General features: G+C 42.8%; 15 protein-coding genes. 9 read left to right on the top strand and 6 right to left on the bottom strand.

Annotated elements, in window-relative coordinates:
• The first annotated feature begins 5 nt into the window (after positions 1-5).
• From H8B17_RS08400 to H8B17_RS08370, 7 genes are all read left to right on the top strand, one after another.
• On the top strand, positions 6-1,289 hold the full coding sequence (locus tag H8B17_RS08400) for a Gfo/Idh/MocA family protein (protein WP_190308748.1): 1,284 nt from the start codon (positions 6-8) through the stop codon (positions 1,287-1,289).
• A gap of 114 nt (positions 1,290-1,403) precedes the next feature.
• Positions 1,404-3,809 carry a TonB-dependent receptor gene (locus tag H8B17_RS08395; RefSeq protein ID WP_190308747.1) on the top strand — a complete coding sequence of 802 codons (2,406 nt, stop codon included), beginning with the start codon at positions 1,404-1,406 and terminating at the stop codon, positions 3,807-3,809.
• A 96-nt stretch (positions 3,810-3,905) separates the two neighbouring features.
• On the top strand, positions 3,906-6,578 hold the full coding sequence (locus H8B17_RS08390; RefSeq protein ID WP_190308746.1) for an alpha-L-rhamnosidase: 2,673 nt from the start codon (positions 3,906-3,908) through the stop codon (positions 6,576-6,578).
• A gap of 171 nt (positions 6,579-6,749) precedes the next feature.
• Positions 6,750-7,466: a 3-ketoacyl-ACP reductase gene (locus H8B17_RS08385; RefSeq protein WP_223816443.1), complete on the top strand. Its 717-nt coding sequence runs from the start codon at positions 6,750-6,752 to the stop codon at positions 7,464-7,466.
• Positions 7,467-7,699: 233 nt separating this feature from the next.
• Positions 7,700-9,232: a glucose-6-phosphate dehydrogenase gene (gene zwf / locus H8B17_RS08380; protein ID WP_190308745.1), complete on the top strand. Its 1,533-nt coding sequence runs from the start codon at positions 7,700-7,702 to the stop codon at positions 9,230-9,232.
• On the top strand, positions 9,213-9,935 hold the full coding sequence (pgl, locus tag H8B17_RS08375) for a 6-phosphogluconolactonase (protein ID WP_223816442.1): 723 nt from the start codon (positions 9,213-9,215) through the stop codon (positions 9,933-9,935). The genes zwf and pgl overlap by 20 nt, the downstream gene beginning before the upstream one ends.
• Positions 9,936-9,996: 61 nt before the next feature.
• The gene (locus H8B17_RS08370) at positions 9,997-10,563 is read left to right on the top strand and encodes an RNA polymerase sigma factor (protein WP_190308744.1); all 567 of its coding nucleotides are present in this window, start codon (positions 9,997-9,999) and stop codon (positions 10,561-10,563) included.
• Between the two features lie 10 nt (positions 10,564-10,573).
• On the opposite strand, the gene H8B17_RS08365 is transcribed toward H8B17_RS08370, so the two are convergent.
• From H8B17_RS08365 to H8B17_RS08340, 6 genes are all read right to left on the bottom strand, one after another.
• On the bottom strand, positions 10,574-13,003 hold the full coding sequence (locus H8B17_RS08365; RefSeq protein ID WP_190308743.1) for an alpha-L-rhamnosidase-related protein: 2,430 nt from the start codon (positions 13,001-13,003) through the stop codon (positions 10,574-10,576).
• Positions 13,000-14,652 carry a glycoside hydrolase family 28 protein gene (locus tag H8B17_RS08360; protein WP_190308742.1) on the bottom strand — a complete coding sequence of 551 codons (1,653 nt, stop codon included), beginning with the start codon at positions 14,650-14,652 and terminating at the stop codon, positions 13,000-13,002. Before H8B17_RS08360 ends, H8B17_RS08365 begins: the two co-directional genes overlap by 4 nt.
• Positions 14,653-14,723: 71 nt before the next feature.
• The gene (locus H8B17_RS08355; RefSeq protein WP_190308741.1) at positions 14,724-16,325 is read right to left on the bottom strand and encodes a RagB/SusD family nutrient uptake outer membrane protein; all 1,602 of its coding nucleotides are present in this window, start codon (positions 16,323-16,325) and stop codon (positions 14,724-14,726) included.
• A gap of 10 nt (positions 16,326-16,335) precedes the next feature.
• Positions 16,336-19,668 (bottom strand): TonB-dependent receptor, encoded by a 3,333-nt coding sequence (locus tag H8B17_RS08350; protein ID WP_190308740.1) that lies wholly within the window; start codon positions 19,666-19,668, stop codon positions 16,336-16,338.
• A gap of 172 nt (positions 19,669-19,840) precedes the next feature.
• Positions 19,841-20,818, bottom strand: coding sequence for a FecR family protein (locus tag H8B17_RS08345; RefSeq protein WP_190308739.1), 978 nt, complete (start codon positions 20,816-20,818; stop codon positions 19,841-19,843).
• 105 nt (positions 20,819-20,923) lie between these two features.
• Positions 20,924-22,000 carry an endonuclease/exonuclease/phosphatase family protein gene (locus H8B17_RS08340; RefSeq protein ID WP_190308738.1) on the bottom strand — a complete coding sequence of 359 codons (1,077 nt, stop codon included), beginning with the start codon at positions 21,998-22,000 and terminating at the stop codon, positions 20,924-20,926.
• Between the two features lie 173 nt (positions 22,001-22,173).
• Here H8B17_RS08340 and H8B17_RS08335 point away from each other — a divergent pair, with 173 nt between their 5' ends.
• Together H8B17_RS08335 and H8B17_RS08330 are read left to right on the top strand one after the other, a co-directional pair.
• Positions 22,174-22,746 carry an RNA polymerase sigma-70 factor gene (locus H8B17_RS08335; protein WP_223816441.1) on the top strand — a complete coding sequence of 191 codons (573 nt, stop codon included), beginning with the start codon at positions 22,174-22,176 and terminating at the stop codon, positions 22,744-22,746.
• Positions 22,747-22,825: 79 nt separating this feature from the next.
• On the top strand, positions 22,826-23,980 hold the full coding sequence (locus H8B17_RS08330) for a FecR family protein (RefSeq protein WP_190308736.1): 1,155 nt from the start codon (positions 22,826-22,828) through the stop codon (positions 23,978-23,980).
• The last annotated feature ends 18 nt before the right edge of the window (positions 23,981-23,998 follow it).

Below are 23,998 nucleotides of genomic sequence, written 5' to 3'. Positions count from 1 at the left end.
GTAACATGAAAAGAAGAGATTTTATTGATGCAGGTTTGAAGTCTGCTATTGCTTTTACGATCGTTCCACGGCGTGTCTTGGGCGGGCCTAGATTTGTGGCGCCAAGTGATAAAATTCAAGTTGGTTTTATTGGTGTAGGAAAGCAAAGTCTTTACTTATTACGGGGGTTGAACAGCTGCGCAGAAGTGGTGATCCAGGCGGCTTGTGATGTTGATAGAAACAAATTAGATTACTTCGTAAAGGAGGCAACAAACGCACAGGGTGCAGCGGGAAAACCAAAATCCTCCATTGGGAAATATGGATATTATCCGGAATTGCTTGCATCGGCCTCGGTCGATGCAGTGGTAATTGCAACACCTGACCATTGGCATGCGCAGATAGCTGTTGATGCAGCGAAAGCTAAGAAAGATATTTACTGTGAAAAACCGCTAGCGCTTACTATAGCTGAGGGAAGAGCTATGGTGAATGCGTCTAGAAAATATGAAGTTGTCTTTCAAACAGGTAGTATGCAACGTTCCTCGTTTAACTTTAGACAGGCTGCGGAGCTGGTCTATAACGGCTATATTGGAGACGTGAAGGAAATCAATGTCTCGGTAGGTGAACCTGTAAAACAATGTGATTTGCCTTCTATGTCGATACCAGACTATTTGGATTGGGACATGTGGATTGGACCTTCTTTATACCGTGGTTATCATCCTATATTATCACCGCCCATTGAAGATGATAAATGGGCATGGTGGCGAGGATATAGAGATTTCGGAGGAGGATATATTACGGATTGGGGAGCGCATATGTTTGATATTGTTCAGTGGGCTTTAGATATGGATAATGGAGGCCCCGTCCAGTTTATTCCTCCTGAAGCTCCACAAGCAGAAAAAGGTTTGACTTACGTCTATGAGCATGGTACACGTGTCAATCATGTTGATTGGGGAGAACCTAATGCTATTCAGTTTATAGGGACGGAGGGAAGCATAGAAGTCAGTCGGTCGTTCTTGAAAACAAATCCGACGGCACTTGCCAGCCAAAACTTAACTGTTAATGATAAGCGTCTGTATTATAGTGATAATCACTATCAGGATTGGGTGAAAGCTATTCAAAACCGTTCGAAACCGATTTGTGACGTGGAGATCGGTCAACGCACGTCAACGATCTGTAACGCAATTAATATCGCCTATGAGTTGCAAAGAAATTTACGTTGGGATCCAGTAAAAGAAGAGTTTGATGACAGCTTCGCAAATATGATGAGAAGTCGGCCTTATCGAGGAAATTGGAATTTTAATGACTTTTGAGTGGAACGTAGATAGAAAAAACACCCTATTTTTCCACATTAGCTTGTCTATTAATTAGAATTAATCTAATTTAGCGCAGTTTAAAATTGTTCTAAATAATTATTCTAGTTTATTATGCGAAAGATCTTAGTTGCTGTATGTGTTCTTGTCCATACCCTACTGCATGCTCAGCAAAGCGTGGAAATCTATGGGAAAGTGCTATCAGCGGATAACCAGCCTGCCGCTGGTATTACTATTCATATAAATGGTTTGGAAAAATCCTCTTACACGGACGGAAAAGGGAATTATGTTTTCGGTAACATCGATACAGGAAGATATATTCTTTCGGTATCTGCAGTGGGGATAAAGCCGCTTTCGCGTGAAATCTATGTTCGTCCGGGTGGACGAATGTCGGTTCCGACAATTAACTTGACGGAGAATCGCGCTTCTCTCGAGGAGATAAATATTTATGGGATACGGAATACGTATACGCGGAAAACCAGCCCTTATGTGGCTAAGATGCCGCTACGCAATATGGAAAATCCGCAATCATATGCTGTTATTACAAAGGAGCTATTACAGAGCCAGGTAAATACCAGTTTTGACGATGCCTTGGCGAATGTTTCTGGTGTAGATCAGTTGTGGGGTGCGACCGGTCGCCCGGGAGATGGATCGTCTTATTACACGTTGCGTGGATTTACAACGCAGGTTGCTATGGTCAACGGTGTAGTAAGTATTGCAAGCGCAAGTCCCGATCCGATAAACTTGGAAACGATTGAAGTGATTAAAGGCCCCTCGGGAACATTGTTTGGCGGGGCGGCGGTCGGCTTTGGGGGGTTGATCAATAATGTGACAAAAAAGCCTTTGGATACGCTTGGCGGGCGTGTAAATTATATTTTTGGATCTTTTGACCAACATCGGGTAACGGCGGATGTGTACGGTCCGCTTTCGAAGGATCGTAAATGGTTAGGACGTGTAAATACGGCTTATACCAGCACGGGTACTTTTCAGGATGCCGGATTCAAACGCTCTTTCTTTATCGCTCCTTCCTTGCTTTATCGGGCCAATGAGCGTTTGGATATTCAGCTTGATGCCGAAATTTACCAAAGTAAAGCCACAAATCCTTTAATGGTTTTCCTGAACAGAAGCCGGGATCTTTTTGCACGTACACCGTCCGAGTTACAGTTTGATTTCGATAAATCCTATACGCATAATGATGTTACGTTTAATAACCCCGTCGCCAATATTCGCGGAAATGTAAACTATCGTCTGGATGATCGGTGGACGTCGAACACGACGGTTAGTTTCAATCAACGAAAATCGGATGGTTATTTCCAATATGTGATGTATCTGGAACCGGACAATGATACGCTGATCAGTCGTTATGCAGGCGATCAGGATTACGTGGCGAAAGTGTTCAATGCACAGCAGAATTTTGTGGGCGATTACCGGATTGGGGGGATGCGCAACCGTACATTGATCGGTATGGATTACCTCTTCCAACAGGCGATAACACACAACTCGCCTTATGTTTTGGTCGATAAGATAAATACATCCTATGACGATCCCAATTATTACAAATTCAATGCGGCATTCATCGATCGAGCTATCGCTGCCTCCAACGGTGCTGAAACAAATAACCGTAGCCGGAACGGGGTGTTGGGAGGCTATGTATCCAATGTGCTGGATGTGACACCTGCTCTTCATGTCCATCTCGCCCTACGTGTAGATTATTTTGATAATAAGGGAACGTATGATTATGATGCCGATACGACGAGAGGGACTTATAGCCAGACTGCTCTCTCGCCAAGGGCGGGGATCGTGTACGAGCTTATGAAAGATCGGATATCGTTTTTCGGTAATTACCAGAATGGATTCAAAAATGTTGCGCCGATAGTACAACCTTTACCAGATGTTTCGGGCGATTTCAAACCACAGCAAGCCGAGCAATGGGAAGCAGGGGTGAAGTTTAATTTATTTAATGACCGTGTGGGGTTGACGGCAAGTTATTATGATATTTCTGTTAGCAACATCACCAGACCGGAGACGATTGAACGGAATGGCGAGTTCTATAATATTACCGTACAGGACGGAACTCGATTGAGCCGTGGTTTTGAATTTGATCTAACAGCTGCGCCAATGGAAGGATTAGATGTTATTTTGAGCTATAGCAACAACAGCAGCAAGTTGACGAAGGCTGACGCAAGTGTTAATAATCTCCGCCCGACGGAGGCTGGACCTAAGAACTTATTTAATTTCTGGGCAAATTATACGGTTAGACGTGGGCTGCTGCGTGGCGTGGGTGTTGGAGCGGGCGTTAACCACGCTGGAAAAAACTTGATTACGAATAGTGCACCGACGGGCGCATTTACTGTCCCGGCATACACTTTAGTTAATGCGAGCTTATCGTATCGCTATAAAAAATATGAACTGGCGGTGAAAGCGAATAATTTGACGGACGAAACGTATTTCAAGGGATGGTCTACGGTAAACCCCATGATGTCCCGAAATGTGCTGGGAAGTATAGCCTATAGTTTTTAATGGTTGATTTTCTTACGTAGAACGATCTTTACGTTAATTTTGGTGTTTTTAAGTTTTTATCCTTAATTTAAGTCGTAATTAAGGAATCGCCAGAATATGAACTGTAAATCTATTTGGATTATTTTATTGTGTACTTATATTTTATGCAATAAGGTGGTCGTATATGCACAACAGGAGGATAATTTGTCCCGACCGGTTGATTTGAAATGCGAACATATGTTTGCGCCGTTGGGGATTGATGAACCAAGTCCGCGGCTGACTTGGCGATTAAACGACGGAGCGAAGGGAGCAAAACAAATGGCTTACCGAATCGTTGTTGGATTGGACTCGATAGATGTTGCAGCAGGGGAGGAGAATGTTTGGGATTCCGGCAAGGTAGATGGACAAGAAGGTTTAGTCGTATACAAAGGGGCGACACTGAAGCCCTGGACGAGATACTTTTGGAAAGTGGTGGTCTGGGATGGAAACGATAGGATAAGTAATTCGGACGTGTCGTCTTTTGAAACGGGGATGATGGGTGAAAAAGGATCTTGGAAAGGAAGTTGGATTAGTGATCAACACGATATTCATTATAGGCCTGCACCGTATTTTCGGAAAGAATTTCAGGCGAAGAAAAATATAAAAAGCGCTCGAGCTTATATCGCTGTGGCAGGGCTATATGAGCTCTCGTTAAATGGTAAGCGTGTGGGAAACCATCGCCTGGATCCGATGTATACGCGTTTCGACCGTCGAACATTATATGTGACGCATGATGTGACCGAATGGCTAACCAAGGGAGCAAATGCCATCGGCGTGGTTTTGGGAAATGGTTGGTACAACCATCAGTCGTTGGCGGTTTGGGATTTTCATAATGCCCCTTGGCGTGCGAGACCGGCATTCTGTTTGGATTTGAGAATAGAATATGAAGATGGTACCGTGGAGACTATCCGGAGCGAACGTGATTGGAAAACTTCGTCGGGGCCTATTGTGTCCAACAGTATATACACAGGAGAACATTATGATGCCCGTTTGGAACAAGAGGGATGGGACAGTGTAGGATTTGATGATTCCCAGTGGAACAGCGTAAGATATAGGGGGGCACCTTCCAATTTGATTGTTTCTCAGCAGATGCAGCCGATTCGTTTAGTCAAGACATATCATCCACAAACGCTAAATAAAATTGACGATACCACCTATGTGTTTGATATGGGGCAAAATATGGCAGGCGTGACGGCGGTCAACTTGAAAGGCAGGGAGGGGACGGTCGTTAAAATGAAGCATGGTGAAAGATTATATGATGACGGCCGTGTGGATATGTCTAATATTGATGTGTATTATCGTGGTGATAATGTCGCCGACCCGTTTCAGACGGATATACTGATCTTAAGTGGGAAAAAGCAAGATACGTTCATGCCTAAATTCAACTATAAGGGGTTTCGGTATGTGGAGATCACGACTACGGAACCATTGGACATTGACAAATCCAACGTGACATCTTATTTTATGCATAGTGACGTACGGCCGATCGGATCAGTCAAAACTTCTTCGGAGTTGGTAAATAGCTTGTGGGAAATTACAAATAACGCCTATCTATCTAATCTTATGGGGTATCCGACAGATTGTCCGCAGCGTGAAAAAAACGGATGGACTGGGGATGGACACCTGGCTATTGAAAGTGCGTTGTATAACTTTGATGCAATTACCGTTTATGAAAAATGGTTGGCGGACCACCGGGACGAACAACAACCAAACGGCATTTTACCGGATATTATCCCGACGGGAGGATGGGGATATGGTACGGCAAATGGTTTGGACTGGACAAGCACGATTGCAATTATCCCGTGGGAAGTGTATATGTTTTATGGTGACAGTAGGCTGTTGGAGGATTGCTATGATAATATCAAACGTTATGTAGATTATGTAGACGGCATTAGTCCAAATGGGTTGACGACTTTTGGAAGAGGGGATTGGGTACCCGTAAAAACAACGTCTAATCTCGAACTGACCTCTTCGGTATACTTTTATACAGATGCACGGATTTTGGCAAGTGCGGCTAAATTGTTTGGCAAAGAGGAGGATTATAAGAAATATTACGCGCTGGGTGAGAAAATCAGGGACGCTATAAATAATAAGTTTCTGAACCGGGCAACAGGTATATATGCAGATGGCAGCCAGACGGAATTGAGTGTACCTTTGCATTGGGGCGTCGTCCCAGAAGAGAGCAGGGCCAAAGTGGCCGCTAATCTGAATGAAAGGGTGAAGGAAAACGATTTTCATCTTGATGTAGGGGTTTTAGGGGCAAAAGCGATACTGAATGCACTGAAAGATAATGGCTATGGCGAAACGGCATACAAGTTAGCGGTACAAAATACATATCCGTCTTGGGGTTGGTGGGTAGAGAATGGTGCAACGACGCTCTTGGAGAATTGGGATTTGGATGCGAAAAGGGATATTTCAGATAACCACATGATGTTTGGAGAGATTGGCGGTTGGTTTTTTAAGTCCATAGGCGGGATATTGCCAGATCCTGAACAACCGGGATTTAAAAATACGTTGCTTAAGCCGATATTTCCCGAAGGGTTGGAACAGTCGGACGTGCGCTATAGCTCTCCGTACGGTGAAATTCGTTCTACATGGGAAAAGGAGGGAGATAGTGTCTATTACGATATCGTGGTTCCACCGAATGCTTCAGCTACGTTTTATATGCCAAGCAACGTACACGATAGGAAGACCGTGCAGTTGGTGGCAGGTAGTCATCGTTTTAAGATGAGGTTGAGGATAGAAAGATAATTTATGTAAAAATATGATTATCTTCAACGCCGACGAAAATAGTCGTATGATCCGTTTAACCTAACTAAATATGGTGGATTTTTAGGATCTGTGGAACGGAATAAAGTAATGCCCGATACGGACGAGCTAACGAAGTAAGAGCGGGGCTAATAAGATTACAACAATATTAAAATGATAGAATTAAAAGGTAAAAAAGCAATTATCACTGGCGGCGGTCGTGGTTTAGGAAAAGCGGTCGCGCTAGCACTGGCGGCTGAGGGGGTGGATGTAGGTATCACCGGACAAAACGAAAAGAATTTACAGTCAACGGTGGAAGAGCTCCGGGGATATGGTGTGGAAGCACGCTACGCCGTATTTGACGTAGCCGATAATGCGCAAGTAGAAAAAGGCATAAGGGAACTGGTTGAATCGCTGAGAGGCATTCACATTTTAATAAATAATGCTGGCGTGGGCCAGTTCGGTAAAGTGATGGAAATGTCATCGACAGATTTCCAAAAGGTATTCGATATTAATTTCTTTGGTGTTTATAACGTGGCTAGAGCGATTTATCCCTACCTAAAAACAACAGGACAAGGTGATATCATCAATGTTGCTTCAACTGCAGGTTTAAAGGGTGGCGCGGGTATGGCGGCGTATGCGGCTTCTAAAGCGGCCGTGATTTCACTTTCGCAATCCATGATGGCGGAGTGGCGTAAGGACGATATCCGCGTGGTCACCCTGACACCGAGCACGATTGCTACGGATATGAGTATAGAGGGGGGATTAACGGATGGTAACCCTGACAAGGTGCTGCAACCGGAAGATTTTGCAGAATGGGTGGTGGATATCCTAAAAATGAATCGCAGGGCGCTGATTGCGAATGGATCGATTTTTAGTACGAATCCGTAAGCTGATTGGGTAAACTCCGATGTGAACATTGGTCACGTCGGGGTTAAAAAAGCGATTTATTGCATAATAGCACACAAGTTTCGATATATTTGCTCTTTCCATATTTAACTAATTTAAAAAAATGTATAAATACAATTTTGGAATCGTTGATTATTTTGACGCACACACTTATGAACATGTAGATCTAGAGGGTATATTTCATTTCCAGTGGAACTAATTTTAGCAACCGTAGCATGACGCATGATAGAACAACAGCACCAACGTCGATTGTCGTATTTGGTGGAACGGGGGATCTGGCGAAAAGAAAATTATTCCCGGCTTTTTTTAACTTATTCATTGATGAATGGATGCCTGTACGTTTCCAGATCATTGCATTGGGTAGAAAGCAATATAGCCAGGAGGGTTTCCGAGCTTATGTCTTGGAAAATTTGAAGGAATTTTCACGTAATAACAAGTTTACTGAAGAACAATGGCTTAGTTTTAGCGAAAAAATTACCTTCTTAAATTTTGATATTACGGGTGAAAATTCTTTCCAGAATCTGAACGATAAGCTGACAGCATTCGATGTGGAATGCAATAGCCGCGTAAATCGTCTTTTTTATCTATCGGTAGCACCTAATTTTATCGATTCGGTATCGACTAGTTTAAAGAAAGCGGGTATGGCAGATGAAGTTGAAAAAGATCGCATCATCATCGAAAAGCCATTCGGTTATGATAAGGCTTCTGCAGTTGCCTTGAATGAGCTATTGAATCAAAATTTTAAAGAAGAACAGATTTACCGCATTGATCATTATCTGGGTAAGGAAACTGTACAAAATATTCTTGCCTTTCGCTTTGCCAACACGGTTTTTGAACCGCTATGGAGCAATAGGCATATAGAGTCGGTGCAGATTACGGTAGCGGAACAGGTGGGGGTGGAAGATCGTGGCGGATATTACGACCATTCTGGCGCATTGCGTGATATGATTCAAAATCATCTCTTGCAGATTCTCTGTATGGTTGCTATGGACGCTCCGGTTGAATTCGAATCCTCGTTAATCCGGGATAAAAAGGCGGAAATATTAAAAGCTGTACGTAGGATCAAGCCGGAAGATATCAACCACTACACCGTTCGTGCACAGTATACGGATGGGGAAATAAAGGGAAATCCAAAACAAGGTTACAAACAAGAACCAGGTGTGGATCCGAATTCGAGTACGGAGACTTTTGTGGCGATGAAGTTTTATATTGACAATCCGAGATGGCAAGGGGTGCCGTTTTATATGCGAACCGGCAAGAGTATGGCACAGAAGAAATCTTGTGTGATTGTAAATTTTAAAGAAGTACCAAACAAGACATTTGCAAATGGTACGGATAGCTTACGGCCGAATCAATTGACGATCAATATTCAGCCTGAAATGGATATCCGTTTATCGTTCATGACGAAAAAGCCTGGCTTGGACATGACGTTAAACCCCGTGGAAATGGTGTTTGACTATTTTGAATGTGCACCGGATAGTCCAGAAGCATATGAAACCTTGTTGATCGACGCACTCGATGGAGACTCGACGTTATTTATGCGTTCGGATCAAGTTGAGGAAGCTTGGGATATTATTGCTACGATTCAGGAGGAATGGAAAAACGGAACGTATTCGCCTATCTACACGTACGCTGCTGGAAGTTGGGGTCCGGAAGCGGCTAATGAATTACTGAGTAGACAGGGACATCGATGGTTATCAGCAACAATGGAAGATTTAAAAGAGGAATATGATGGTAAAACAGTTTAAAAGTAAAGAGCAAATTTTTGAAACAGCTGCGCAGCTGTTTGTCGAAGCGGCAAAGAAAAATATAGATAAAAAAGGTTTTTTTTCTGTGGCATTGACCGGTGGTTCGTCTCCTGTTGATTTGCATAAATTATTAGCTACAGAAGCCTATAAATCACAGGTGGACTGGAGCAAGGTTTTGGTTTTTTGGGGCGACGAACGATGGGTGCCGTTCGAAGACGATTTGAGTAATACAAAGATGTCTTATGAAACGTTGCTTAATCATGTTCCTGTTCTGGAATCTAACATTTTTCCGATGTATAAAGAAGGGGTGGAGGCAGCAGATTATGCGCAGACCTACGAACAAATTTTACGGGAAAAACTAGGGGATGATGGACAACTCGATTTTATTTTTTTAGGAATGGGAGATGACGGACATACGGCATCGTTGTTTCCTGGCACGGAGGTGCTTCATGAAAAGGAAAAATGGGTAGATGCCTATTTTCTGGTACCACAGGATATGTATAGGATTACGCTGACAGCTCCATTTATCAATAAGGCCGACCAGATCGTAGTGATTGCGTTTGGTGAGAAAAAGGCTACGGCTTTGCGGGAGGTTTTGCAAGGAGAGAGCAACCCGGAACTATATCCATCTCAACTTTTAAAACCAACCGCGGGAGAATTGTTATTTCTTGTGGATGATGACGTGGCTAAAATGTTGACGTAATTCGACCCCGGGAAACACAACCCGGGGTATCCATCCTTTCTATAACCGGTTTTGATGTGATATGGAACATATTGAATATATAAGAGGGCTACAACGGGGCTCTTATAACGATTTCAAAAAACTATATGAGTTATACTACGATAACCTTTATGGTTTCGTTTTTTCATTAACCAAATCGCATAACATCAGTAAGGAAATTGTTCAGGAGACGTTCATCAAACTCTGGTTAAATAGAGAGAAACTGCGATCCGATGGATCTTTGAAGTCTTATTTGTTCAAGATTTCGAAGAATATTATCATTGATCGATTACGGAAACAGGTCAAGAATCCGGTATTTGACGATTATCTGGACTATTGTGATACCTTGGAAAGTGGCGAGTCTAATATGGATTCGAAAATGGATTTGGATTTATTCATTCAACGTCTTGAAGTTGCAAAAACGAAACTCACTGCACGTCAAAAAGAAATATTCGAATTGAGTAAGGAACAAGGGAAGCCTGCAAAAGAGATTGCTGAAAGCCTCTCTATTAGCGAACAAACCGTATATAATACCCTATCTGTAGCGCTACAAATATTGAAGAAGGAAGTCGGTTATACCGGTCTTGCCTTCTTCGTTTTGTTTTTTTGAATAGATTCCGCTAATGCGTTATTTTGATCTGCTGTAAACCAGGCTTCAAAATAAACTCTTTTCCTCGCCATTGCAATATCCCAGTCGTTTTCATGGGTAAGTCTATCACGGCTAAAAAATCGGTGTCGTTTACTTGATAATTAACGACCACATCGCCCAGTGGATGGGGGATGCTACCTTTGACTTCGCGAAGATTTCCTAAATGAGGCTGTATGCGGATTTTTTTGAAGCCGGGAGCGTCGCTTTTAATACCCAATACGGTTCGGAATACCTCTATGTTGGGACTAGAGCCCCACGCGTGGCAATCGCTTCGTGATGGTTCTGGCTGCTCGGCCCACGTAGTCAATCCTAGTGAAAGTTGTGTGTGCCATAGGTCCATCATTTCTAGGTAATTATTGCCTAATCCACCTTTGACCAGCGCCATATGCAGATAATACCTAAAGTAGATACTCGCCTGTGTAATACTTTCATCTGCTAGCAATGTTTTCAAGACTGAGCGTGCTTTTTCGCCATCGATCAAGCCGGTTAAAATGGCCAGAATATTGGTATGTTGGGAAAAGCTATCCGATAAGGGGGTATCCGCAAATAAATTTCGTTTTTCGTTCCAATATTTATCTTTGAAATTTAAAGCAATACGTGCAGCCAATGCTTCATATCGGGCTCCGAGAGCAGGCTCGCCGAGCTCTTTCTCCATCTCGGCAGCCAATTGTAAGCCATACAAAAAATGTAGATCTTGAATGGCTGATTTTCCGTCTGCTGCTCGTGGAGGCATCCCGGATTCGAATCCTGCTGTCCAGTCTGTAAAAAACCAATAAGGGATTTTTGATAGGCTACCATCTTCCCCAAGGTATTGTTCATAGAAATTTAAGATGGACCGGGTAGCGGAAAGTTGACGGCTTATAAACTGATCGTCGCCGCGGTACATCCAGTAGTCGTGAACTGTGGCAATCCACCAAATGGAAAACGAGGGGATGAATTGATGCAGACTCGTTGGGTAACGACTCATCGTAATACCGTCCGAAATAATGGATTGCCGGCCATTGTCTATCGCGTTTTTAATCAGACGGTCATCGCGTGTATTGTAAAGTGAAATCATTGCTTGTATCCGTGTATCTCCGAAATATTGCAGTTGTTCGTAATAAGGACAATCTTCATAGGTTTCGTGTGCGCATAGGCGTGCGGTACGCCATCCGGTGGATAATATATCCTGAAGTTCGGGTTGCTGCCGACTCTCAAAACGGGATACTTGTTCAAATGGGTAAGCGGTGAACTCGCCGTATACATCATGTAGTATTAAGGGTTCTTGGCTTGTTTCTATCTCTAATAGAACATAGCGATAGGTTCGCCACCAAAGGGAAGTAAATAAACGATTCGTACCTCCGTCGGGTAGAATTTCGTCATAATATCCTAAGAAAACTTTTCCTTCTACTTCATTTCGATTGCCTTTATGCTGGAACCGTTCTTTATCATCTTTGCGGTCTTCGAACAAAGATTCGGCATATTTAATCTTAATTTTCGCCCCTTTTCCTTTGCTGAATTCTGCATTGAAATAGGCGGTAGTAAGGTAAGTCTGATCAATGAGCAGGGAGATTTTTGAACCAGCAGGAACGGTATAGTTCCCTTTCTTTTGTGGAAAGCCTGACCATTTATTGATTCCTTCGGCTTTTCTTAATGCTGGTATCCGCAAATTGGTCAATTCCATTTGTGGAATTTGCCTGGGGACCAATTGCCATCCGGGATAATCATATGCTCCTTTTCCGGCGCCTACCATGATCGCGACGGCTTCCTTCCATAACGAATCATCATAATCTCCGGTTTCCCATTTCCAGGGATATAATTCTCCATTAACTTGATCTCCCGGTCCGGCTACGTAATAGGTCTGAAGATCGGTTGTCGTAGGTTGATAACTTGAATTAACGAAGCTTTTCCAGGTGGTGTTGGTATTGGCGATCTGTTCTGGTTCGCTATCTCCTTGTAGGATAAATCCTGTTTTGTAAAAACTCATTTGTGCAACCGGCAAATGCGCTCCATAGTTCCATACAACTGCGGCGAGTACATTTTTTCCTTTTTTAAGGTAAGGGGCAATATCGACGGTCTCAAATGGCCAATTGTAGATGTCTGCACGTGCAGGTCCTAGGGAAACCAATTCTTCATTGACATATAGTTTGTAGCGATTATCAGCGGATACATGAACGACAAATTTTGAAGGTTTGCTGGTTAGATCGAATACTTTACGAAAGTGGTAGACACCATACCCGTTTACGGAACCGTCGCTTGCCTTAATCCAACTGGCTGGCCAACGTTGTCCTGATAGGTTGGCATTTATCGCGATTTCTTGAGAACTTGATGACAGACAAACGCCTAGGATGAGATAAAAGAAAATAATCAGCTTAGCCATACCTAATGTGCGTAGTTTATTTATGCGTAGTGATATACTCATTTTTTTTCGTGAATTTCAGATATAGGGAACGAATTGTCGGTAGACAAATGGGTTCCTAAATTTTTCCATATATTGGAAGATAATACAATTTGTTGCGTTTTGTTTCCTGAAGCATGTAAAAATGACTTTGCCGGAGTCAAACTTATGCAGTTTACGATCGCTGCAGTTTGCATGTTTCTTCCCTGAATGACAGCGGGCGCATGCGGTGATATCTGTGCTTTTAAGCCATCCAAAACGAAATTTGAAACATCGTCTGCAACAATTGCGGAACGTGTATCTTCTTCTTCGAATCTTAATTTTAGGTTACGAAGATCGATTCCTTCAACGTGTCTTATATAAAAACCATAGGCGGGTAACTTACCGAATATATCACATCGTGGATAGGATTTCTCCTCTTCGGGAACATTATCTATCGTTCGCTCTTCTACAGGTTTCGTGGGGTATCCTTCAAAATATAACGGCGCATTTCCACCTGTAAAGGTGAGGTCGATATTTTCTAGTGTAATATTTTTTAATGGTGCACTAGGAATACCGGTTATAGAACTGCCATAGCGCCCTATTTTTGTTCCATAGATGTTTTGGATGAGGATATCTTTGACGCTACCTACCGAAGGCATCTTATTGTGTGTATATTCTCTTCCGCGATTTCCTAATCGCACATATATGGCGGCACCGAGAATATTGTTAAGCGAGATATTCGTAACGACGATGCGTTCCATGCTGCCTCCATCCACAACCATCAACTCGATTCCGCCTAATCGGGTATCATATACAATACAGTTATTGACCAGCACGTCGTGGAATTTGCCTGCGGATTCTGTGCCGATTTTAATGCCGGAAGCATTGGTACTGATGATGCAATTGCTGATCGTCACGTTATGGCAACCCAGATCTTTTGAGAAACTTTTTAAGACGATTCCGTCGTCGCCACTGAAAATATGGCAATTGGATAACTGGACGTTCCGTGAATCGACGATATTGCAACCATCTGTATTTCTGCCGGGAGTATCGGCATAACGAGGTTTGTTCATGTCGCTGTTTTCCTTGCTATTTACGGTGATACCATCGATTTGGAGGTTATTGCAGGTGTCGTATTTTTGTATCCACCATGACCCGTTTACCAAGGAAACATCGTTGATTTTGATATCGTGACAGGCTTTGAAATGAATGATGTGTGCCCTCACTTGGTTGAGATTGGCTAATGCAGCACCATTTCCATCAATGACACCTTGACCTGATACCGATATATGGTGTTGACCTTCGCTATAAATTAACGCCTTCCCGGCGTTGTAGCGTTCTTCTTTGGTAGGATCTTGGGCACCAATGTCGGGGTAGTCCTGTGCGTTTGTGCTGCCTAATAGCGTTGCTCCTTTCTCGATATGTAGCCGAACACCACTTTTTAAGAAAATTGTACCAGACATAAACGTCCCGCTGTTTAATTGAACGACGCCTCCCCCTGCGTGATGGCAGGCGTCAATTGCGTTTTGAATCGATTTGGTGTCAAGGGATTTTCCATCGCCTTTGGCTCCGTAGTCTTGGACATAGTAGACCATTGGATTGGTATCGGCATGTACATTGGTCAAGGGGAAAAGAAGAGCAAGGATAATAAAGTGAATGACTGGGTGATAACAAAGTGTATTCTGTTGCATGTTTGATGATCATTAATCTGAAAAATGTTTGTCACGGTACATCTGTAGGACCGTGACAAACGGCTTATATGTTAATATCCTGTACTCGGGTTCATATTAGGATTACTTTCCAGCTCCGCCATGGGTATGGGATAGTAGAGGTCTTGCTTGTTATAAGTTGGTGCTCCGACGCGCGTGTTGGGATACCAGGTTTTGATTTCTTGATCGAGGGTTTTCCAACGGCATACGTCTATCCAATGCTGTACACCTTCTCCACAGAACTCTTTGAAGCGTTCTTCGCGCAATTCGTCCCGTAGTTGCGTTCCGCTGGAAACGATATCTACTAGTGGGGCTGTCGTGTTTACAGGTAAACCGTATGCACGCCGACGGACTTTGTTGATGTATTCTCTTGCTGTTTCTTCATCATCGATGAGGTTGGCTTCTGCGTATAGCAGATAGACGTCTGCTAATCGCATCAGATACATGTTGATGCCGACACTATTGCCGACGTAAGGGTTATCGCCAACGCGTGCATTCCTGGGAATATATTTCCCCAGACTCCAACCTTGATAATTGCTCTCAATATCTTTATATTTCATCACGACGGTATTGGCACCGCGCATGATCACTGGTGTACCAGGCTGAAGGGCTGCTACGTGTAAGCGAGGATCGGAACCAAAGCGTTCAATATTCGAATCGTGAAAAAATATGTTTCCCCATCCTGCGGACTCCACATTGCCTGCTGCGTTCTCGAAACATAATGCGGCAAGTAATGCATGTTGGGAACCTTCGCTATTCCAGAAGTTAGCACCCGAATTTCCATTTCTTAAGTTGATTTCTAAAATCGATTCGCTGTTGAATTTGATCTGTTTTTCATTAAACATATCTTTATAATCCTCAAATGAAACGAGTTCTTTGCCGGCATTGTCGATTACATCTTTTAATACGTTTTTCGCGGCAGCCAAATCGCCTTTAAATAGATTCAACTGCCCCATAAAACTTTTGACGGCATAGGTAGTTGGACGAGGGAAGTTTTCTCTTGCACTCCAGCTGGTGGGCAATAATGCTATAGCTTCGGTATAATCCGATAGAATCTGATCGTAAACTTCGTCGACCGTATTTCGTGGAATATTTAACTTATCAGGACTGGAGGCAACTTCCAATCGAAGTGGGATTCCTTGTTTGTCTCCGTCGCCATTGGCGGCAAATCCCTCGCCCCAAAGGGCTACTAAATGTTGATGTGCCCAACCTCGCCAAAACAACGCTTCGCCTTTCATCTGGCTTAATCGTTTAGTGTCTTCAGGCGAGAAACCAGCTGTATTGATTCTACCAGCTTCTAAGAGCACGGTATTGGCACAGTTGACCACTTTATAAAAAGCGAACCACAACGTTGATATATAGGTGTTGTCTGGTGTAATCTGGTTGGTTGTTAGCTGATTCCAATAGGCATCTGCCGTCCACGACATATCTACGGTATGATCCGTTACAAATGTGCCTTTGGCAAATATTCGCTTTCCATATAGACCTTGTTGGGTCAATTGGCCGTAGATGGCTGTAACCACCTGCTCCATGTCGGCTATGGACTTCGGAAAGACAGCGGGAGAGAGGCGGGATGGGTTGGAAACATCCAGGAAATCGTTTGAGCAACCCCACATTAAAATTGCGCTAATAATTATGGTTATCGTTTTTTTCATGATAAGGAGATTAAAAAGTAAGGTTTAAGCCAGCGATGATAGAACGTGTATTCGGATAACGTTTCTCGGTATAATGATTGCGCGCGAGGTATCCGCCGCCAATCTCAGGGTCTCCCTGAAAGCGGGTTATAGTCATTATATTATCGCAGTTTATGTAAACTTTAAGCCCTTGAACACCAAGCGGGGAGAGGACTTTCTTTGGGATGTTGTATCCGAAATGAAGATTGTTCAATTTCAGAAAAGAACCATCTTCTACGAAATACGATGATACGTTTCTGAAATTATTGTTCGGATCAGTTTGGGTGACGCGAGGATGTTCTGTCTGCATATTTTCTGGCGTCCAGGCATCGTAGACTTTATAGGTGGTGTTAAAATCTCCGAAGAAATTTCTTTCATAAGCCTTGGTGCTATTGAAGATGTCCATTCCGGTGTGTGCGAGCCACACCATAGAAAGATCAAAGCCTTTCCATCTTAGGTTAATATTCATGCCGTAGATTGCTTTTGGCCAAGGGTTTCCGATATAGGTTCGATCATCGACCGTTATTTTGTTATCGCCATCTAGATCCCGATATTTAAAGTCGCCAGGCGCCGTTCCGGTTGTTTGATAAACGCCATCTGGTGATGCGGCATTTAGCTGATCAATTGCTGCCTGATGCTGAAAAATTTCATCGACTATGTATCCGTACATTTGACCCATTGGGAATCCATTCTCTGTTCGATAAATTGAACTGTTGATGGCCGTTGAACTTCCTGTCCAAATCAATGGGTTCACTTGGTCACTCAATTTGATGACTTTATTGTCGTTTGTCGATAGGGTAAATGCGACATCGTATTTGAAATCTTGGATCGCATCTTTCCATTGTACCATAAGTTCAAAACCTTTATTGCTGATCTCTCCAATGTTAGCGACATAACTTGGGGAAAGCGCGAAGATATCACTGCTGTATGCTCCTGATGAAGGAGGTGCGGAGATTGTATAGAGCATGTCGGTCGTTTTTTTCTGATAATATTCTATCGTGGTCTGCAAACGATTCTGTAGGAAACCGGCATCGAGACCAAGGTTCCACTGTGTAACATCTTCCCACTTAATAGCTGCATTGGGGATATTAGAAAACCAGAAGCCGCGATTCGTCACTAAGTTGTTGTAGGAATAGTATAGGTAATTGCTTGTGTAGGCAGGTTCATAAAGAAATTGAGGAATAGTATTGTTCCCAATTCGTCCCAAGCTTCCTCTTAGTTTTAATTGATTTAGCCACTGCATTTGTACGCTGTTTTTTATAAACGATTCCTCGGCGATATTCCAACCCGCTGAAGCAGATGGAAAGAGCCCAAAGCGGTTTTCTGCACCAAAATTATCATAACCGTCTCGACGGATGCTTGTTTCAAACAGGTACTTGTCTTCGTATGCATAATTTAAGCGGGCGAATTGAGAGAGGCTACGTCGTAGCCCTTTACCACCCAAAGCTTCCGTAGCACCTGAACCTAGACTCATGTCTTCCACGGGCTCCACACTAAAGCCTGTTTTCCAACCTCCAGCACTGGAAGATTCGGTTTTTGAGGCTTCGTAACCTGCCAAAACCTTAAAACTATGTTTTTCGGCCAATGTCTTACTATAGGTCAATGTATGGAGCATCCGCATATGGAATTCCTCACCGTAATCTTTTGTATATCGCTGTTCTTGACTGATATTTCCGGTATTCCAATATTCTTGAAACCAATTGCTTGCCGACGAATTGTATCGTCCGGTTAGGGTGGTTTGCAAGGCGAGACCGTCAATAATCTCCCAGTCAAAGATTACATTGGCTCCGCCGTTGTATCTGCGTTGATTATAGTGATTGGATCCAATGATTGCTGCCGGATTAGGACCTTCATAGTAGCCCCCCGGAGGCTGCATTCCCCAGCCTCCACCTGTGACATTTTCTGGGTCGTAGGGGAGCATGGTAGGAACCTGCCGGTAATATATTTTGCTGGATGTGGCATCGCCAAATACACTGGGCGCTCTGTCGGTGAAACCGAGCGTAAGGATCTCGGTCATTTTAAACCGATTGCTGAATTTTGTTTGTGAAGAGAACCGCAGGTTTCCGGCCATGTCGTGTGATCCTTGCTCTATGCGCTGATTGCGAACAAATTCACCGGAGGTATTATAGTTTGTGTGCTCGCTTCCTCCGGTAGCTTGGACGAATACATTTTGTGTAACGGCGGCATTTCTCCAGACGTATTCTTCCCAATTTGTATTAGGTAGGGAAGAGGGATCGTCCCATCCGGCATCGGGATTATTGGTAAACCCCGCCGCTAATTTCCTGTCGATATAGTCAGGTGTTTCCAATAATTTGGGAATATCTATTGGCAAAGCCACACCTGCGTTATAACGTGCGTTTACTACTGGCTTCCCTGCTGTTCCGCGTTTGGTAGTAACTAGAATTACCCCGCCAGCTCCTTGAGCGCCATATATTGCCGTTGAGGCAGCATCTTTGAGTATTTCCAATGATTCGACATCATTCATGTTTGGAGCTGTTCCTGGAACGCCATCGACAATCCACAACGGATCTGAACCGTTTACAGATGCGGCTCCTCTAATAATAATATTTCCATTGGATACATTTACGCCAGCCACTCGACCTTGTATGGCATTCGTGGCATTCATATTCAGATCGTTGAAATCAGCAGGTCGTAAAGAGGCTACTGACCCGGTCACATTCGATCGTTTCTGCGTGCCGTAACCAACGATCACGACTTCATCTAATAGTTGGTCATTGGGTATCAGATTGATATTTACTTCGGAAGTACCATCCAGCCTTATTTCCTGCGGTGTATGACCTATATGTGATACAACCAAGGTAGATAAGGGTGGGCAAGATAGTGAAAAATGACCTTGTTCATCAGTGAAAGTGGCCTCAGTGGTTCCTTTTACGGTTATTGACGCCCCGCTTAGAGGCTGTCTATTCCCACCGTACACCGCTCCGCTCACATTCATAGTGGATTGTTGAAGGTGGCCTTCTACTTTAGTACCTCCAGATATGATCGAGAACATGTTCCCATTTCTGCGATATGTCAACGAAGAATTTGTCAGAATTTTACGAAGAAAATCGTCGATTTTCATGTTCTCTGCCTTGATGGTTATATTTTTAGATCGAGAAAGAATCTGATCTCGATAGTTAAACCGGTAAATTGTTTTCGATTCAATAGAATCAAGTACGGTTTTGAGATTCTGATTTGTTATCTCGAGTGTAACGAAATGCCGCTGTTGAGCGAAAACAACATTTGGTAGTGATACTGATGCGTATAAAAATAAAGCGAATAATACGCGAAATGTATTGTTTATGTTAATATAGTTTACAATCATATGGTTATTTTTATAATTTAAGTTTAGAGGTTCATTTATTAATAAATTCCTTGTTTTGATCTACATTATTTTAAATGTAGCGTTAGGAATATGCGCGACATTCCCTTGTTAGCGTGTTTAACTTTTCATTTTTTTTGTGTATTAAGTTTGATAATTGTTGTGGACGACTCGATTAGCGAAGCCTTATGTTTATTTTCCCTTGCGATTGTTGAATAGTGAAGTTGTAATGAAGGCTTAGGATATCCAATATCTTATATATATTATCCTCTTTGAAACTCCCTGTAAAGGAGCCCAGACGAGAAGAATCCCCAATGATGTCAATATCGACCCCATATCGTTTTTCTAACTTATTCATCACCTCTACTAAGGTAGATGAACGAAGTACCAACTCTCCGCGAGTCCACGCTGTTTCAAATTCAGTGTTGGTGCGCCGGGCCGACAGTGCATGTTTTTCTTTGTCGTATATGACTTTGTGATAAGGCGTCATCACGGTGGAAAGTACGTCTTTCCCTTTTGTTTTCAGACGGACGCTGCCTTCCAATAACGTAGTCTCGATCGTGTTTAAATCGTCGTACGCATTCACATTGAATTTTGTTCCTAACACTTCAATCTCTATGGACTCGGTATGCACTAAAAATGGTTTCTTCTCATCTTTTGCGACTTCAAGGTAAGCTTCCCCCTGTATGGTGACTTCTCTGCTTTTACGGCCGAAATCCGGAGCATAGGATAGGGAGGATGCTGCGTTTAGGAATACCTTTGATCCGTCAGGTAACATTACTTCTGCCTTTTCTCCGCTTTTTACTTCGACAAGCACTGCACTGTCAGACAAGAAGATATCTTGGCTGTTGGTTTTTAATAAGTAATATCCAGCGAAAAGAAATAGGGTGAAAATGGCGGCTATTTTTGCGATTTGTACGAAAATAGATCGGATATGTTGTTTTTTGCTTATGCCTAGTTGACGCGCCAATTCGTCAAAGTCTCCGGGAGGAATGGGTTCCTTGTTTTCGTATTTTTCCCATAGTACGGATAGGGCATCTTCTATTTGCTTATCGGATGTGTTTTCCAACATCTTTTTAAGCAGCAGATACTCGTCGGTGCTGATTGCTGAATGTGAATATTTCTGTAATAACGTTTGTAGATCTTGCTCCATACTAACTATATCGATGTAAGAATCTTAGTTCCTATTTTTAGTTAATACGTAAATAGGTTTAAAGTCTACTATAAGAATTTTCACTTTTTTTGAAATACGATTGATTTAAGCAGACGGCCGGTTGTCACTTTCTTCTGCTTTTCCTTCTTCAATCAGTTCATTTACTTCCTGCATTTCACCTGCTTCCAGATGCTCGACATCTTCTTCCTGCTGGTTAGAATTAACGTCGATGTGGAAGGTACAGCCCATTGGAAAATGATCGGAACCAACGGATGGATAAATAAACAGCTTGTCGATAATAATATTCGTACTATGGAACAACAAGTCTAACGGAACTCTGAAAAACCAGTATTTGGCATGAAAGGTTGATAGAATGCCACGCCCAATGCGTGCATCGATCAGCTCGCTGGTTTTTTTAAACAAAATGGAAGATTTTGCCCAGGCGACATTGTTGAAATCTCCCGTTACCAACACGGGCAAGGCACTATCTCTTACTTTCTTCGCTACGGATAGCAAGTCGCCGTCGCGCTCTTTGGAGTTTTCTTCTTCGGTCGGGCTGGGTGGTGGTGGGTGTACTGCAAAGAAAATAAAGCGATATCCGTCGCTTGTTTCGAGTTCTGCTTCGATGCTGGGAACATCATCAGCTACAAAATAATGGGTTTTTATTTTTTTAACTTTTAGCTTTGTGTAAAAATGCATGCCGTAAGTGTTTTCTAATGTCACTTTTTCTTGAGATGGGTAATCCTTCTCCAGGCCGCGCAGCGCTTCTTCCCAATCGGCGTTACTCTCCATCGTGACAAAGATGTCTGGTTGTTCTTGTTTGATCAGTTCGATAAACCGATGATGCTCACGGTTGAATTGGTAAATGTTACACGAAATAATCTTGATTTTATTCGAACTAAAAAGTGTTTTTTCGGGGTGTTGTTTTTTTCCGAATTTGGTGTATCGCATCAGAATGTAGACGTGATAGACAACCAATGAAAACTGAACGACCTGTATACTCCAAAGCCAAGGGGTCTCCGGTATATATACCATGGTGATGCCGAAGACAATGATTTGTAGGATAAGAAGCTGTATCTTAATGAATTCGGCAACGCGGAATAGCCAATGCTGGTGTTGGATAAACGGCATGACACTTAAAAGTATGAGGAGGATAGAGATAACAGCGAGCGTCGTAACCATAGTGAATATGTTGAATGAAAATGAACGATGTTTAAAAGTAAGAAATTTAGCCGAAAAATGTGAAATGACGATTGAAATTGGATTCCAACTAAATTTAATGTCGGTCGTTTTGGATTTAATGTCCTAACTTTGTGTAATAGGAATCGATGACTAAACCTGCTGATATTATAGATATGATACCTTATAAACAGCTCTCCGATAGTGATTTATTATGCCTGATGACAAAAGATCAGGAACAAGCTTTTAGCGAGCTGTTTAGCCGCTATTGGGATAAATTGCTTCAAACAGCTATACATAAAATAGATGATGTTATGGAAGCGGAAAATATCGTTCAGGATGTGTTTGTGTCGTTGTGGAAAAGAAGAAAAGAATTAAATATAACAGGTAGCTTCCAACATTACTTATTGGTAGCGGTTAAATATCGAATAATTAAAGTGCTGAACCACCAGCGAGTCCGACGTGTTTACGTCGAGGAAGGGTGCAGTTCGGTAGACTTACTAGATGATTCCACTCGACAGTATCTAGACTTTGTTGAATTACAAGACCGCCTTGAACAGCTTGTTGGCAATCTCCCCGAGAAAGCTAGATTGATTTATCGAATGAATAAAGAGGAAGACATGAGCTATCGCGAAATTGCCTCGGAATTGGATATAACCGAGAAGGCCGTGGATGCCCACCTTGTGCGGGCTAAAAAAGTTCTCCGCTCGGGATTACAGCGGTTTCTATCGTTGTATCTATTGGTATAAAATATATCATCAATTTTTTTTAAAAAAAAATGAAGGGTTCGGCATGGTCAGGGTACTTATTAATAAAGGACCTAACTAAATGGCAAAAAACGAACGGAACAGACGTATGCAGGATTTGGCCAGCCGTTGGCTAAACGGCAGTCTGTCAGAAGTGGAACAACAAGAGTTTGACGAATGGTTTTCTATTTCTGCAGAAACGCCCATCTATATCCAAGAGGATATTGCCTCTTCGAAAGAGATGCACCGGCGTAAGTTGTTGGAAAAGGTCTACAGAGAAGCAAAGATCAGACGTCGTTCTAAGCGGATACGGATATACGGAGCGGTCGCAGCGATCCTTTTGGCTTCGTTCGTCGGTATCTATTGTGTTATTTATGAAAAAGCAGGCGGGAATGTTGAGGGTGTACATTTTGTCGAGTTGGAGGATGTCGCTCCAGGCACGAACAAAGCTATGCTCACACTAGCCGATGGTACCATTGTGGATCTAAGCGCTGACCAAGAAGGGATTGTCGTCGGCCAGGAAATTACATATACGGATGGACGACCTGTGTTAGATACAAATAATGGCGAGATAAACGAGGAATTACACGATAGCGCTTCACTGATGATTTTGAATATTCCAAAGGGGGGAACGTATCGTGTTGTGCTTTCCGATGGTACTAAAGTATGGCTTAATGCTGCTTCTTCCTTGAAATATCCTGCTGTATTTTCGTCTAATGAACGTACAATTGAATTAGAAGGGGAAGGGTATTTTGAGGTGGCAGAAGATAGCAAACGACCATTCAAGGTGCTTTGTGGCGGGCAGGAGATCAACGTACTGGGGACGGCTTTTAATGTTTTGGCTTATCCAGAGGAAAAAGAAATGAAAACTACCCTGGTTAATGGTTCACTCAATGTTTCGGCGCGACAATCGTCTGTTAGGTTAAAGCCTGGAGAGGAATCTGTATGGGCCGACAACCGGTTATATACCCAAATAGCGGATATTGAACGGGCAACCGGATGGAAAAATGGTTTATTCAGGTTTTCTAATACGGAATTAAAGACAGCGATGATGGAACTGAGTCGTTGGTATAACATAGAGATTGAATATAGAGGTGCTGTTCCTGTGACATATTTTTCGGGTGAAATTGAAAGAAGCCTCCATTTATCATCCGTGCTTGATATACTGAAGGAAAGCGGTCTTAATTTTAAATTGGAGGTACGTGGTAAGACCCATAAATTGGTCATTATGCCTTGAAAGTAATGGAGTAATTAA

It is taken from the genome of Sphingobacterium arenae, assembly GCF_014692505.1.
In the GTDB taxonomy this organism is placed as follows: domain Bacteria; phylum Bacteroidota; class Bacteroidia; order Sphingobacteriales; family Sphingobacteriaceae; genus Sphingobacterium; species Sphingobacterium arenae.
The sequence above is the reverse complement of the archived record's forward strand: the minus strand, read 5'-3'. Positions and strand labels throughout refer to the sequence as shown.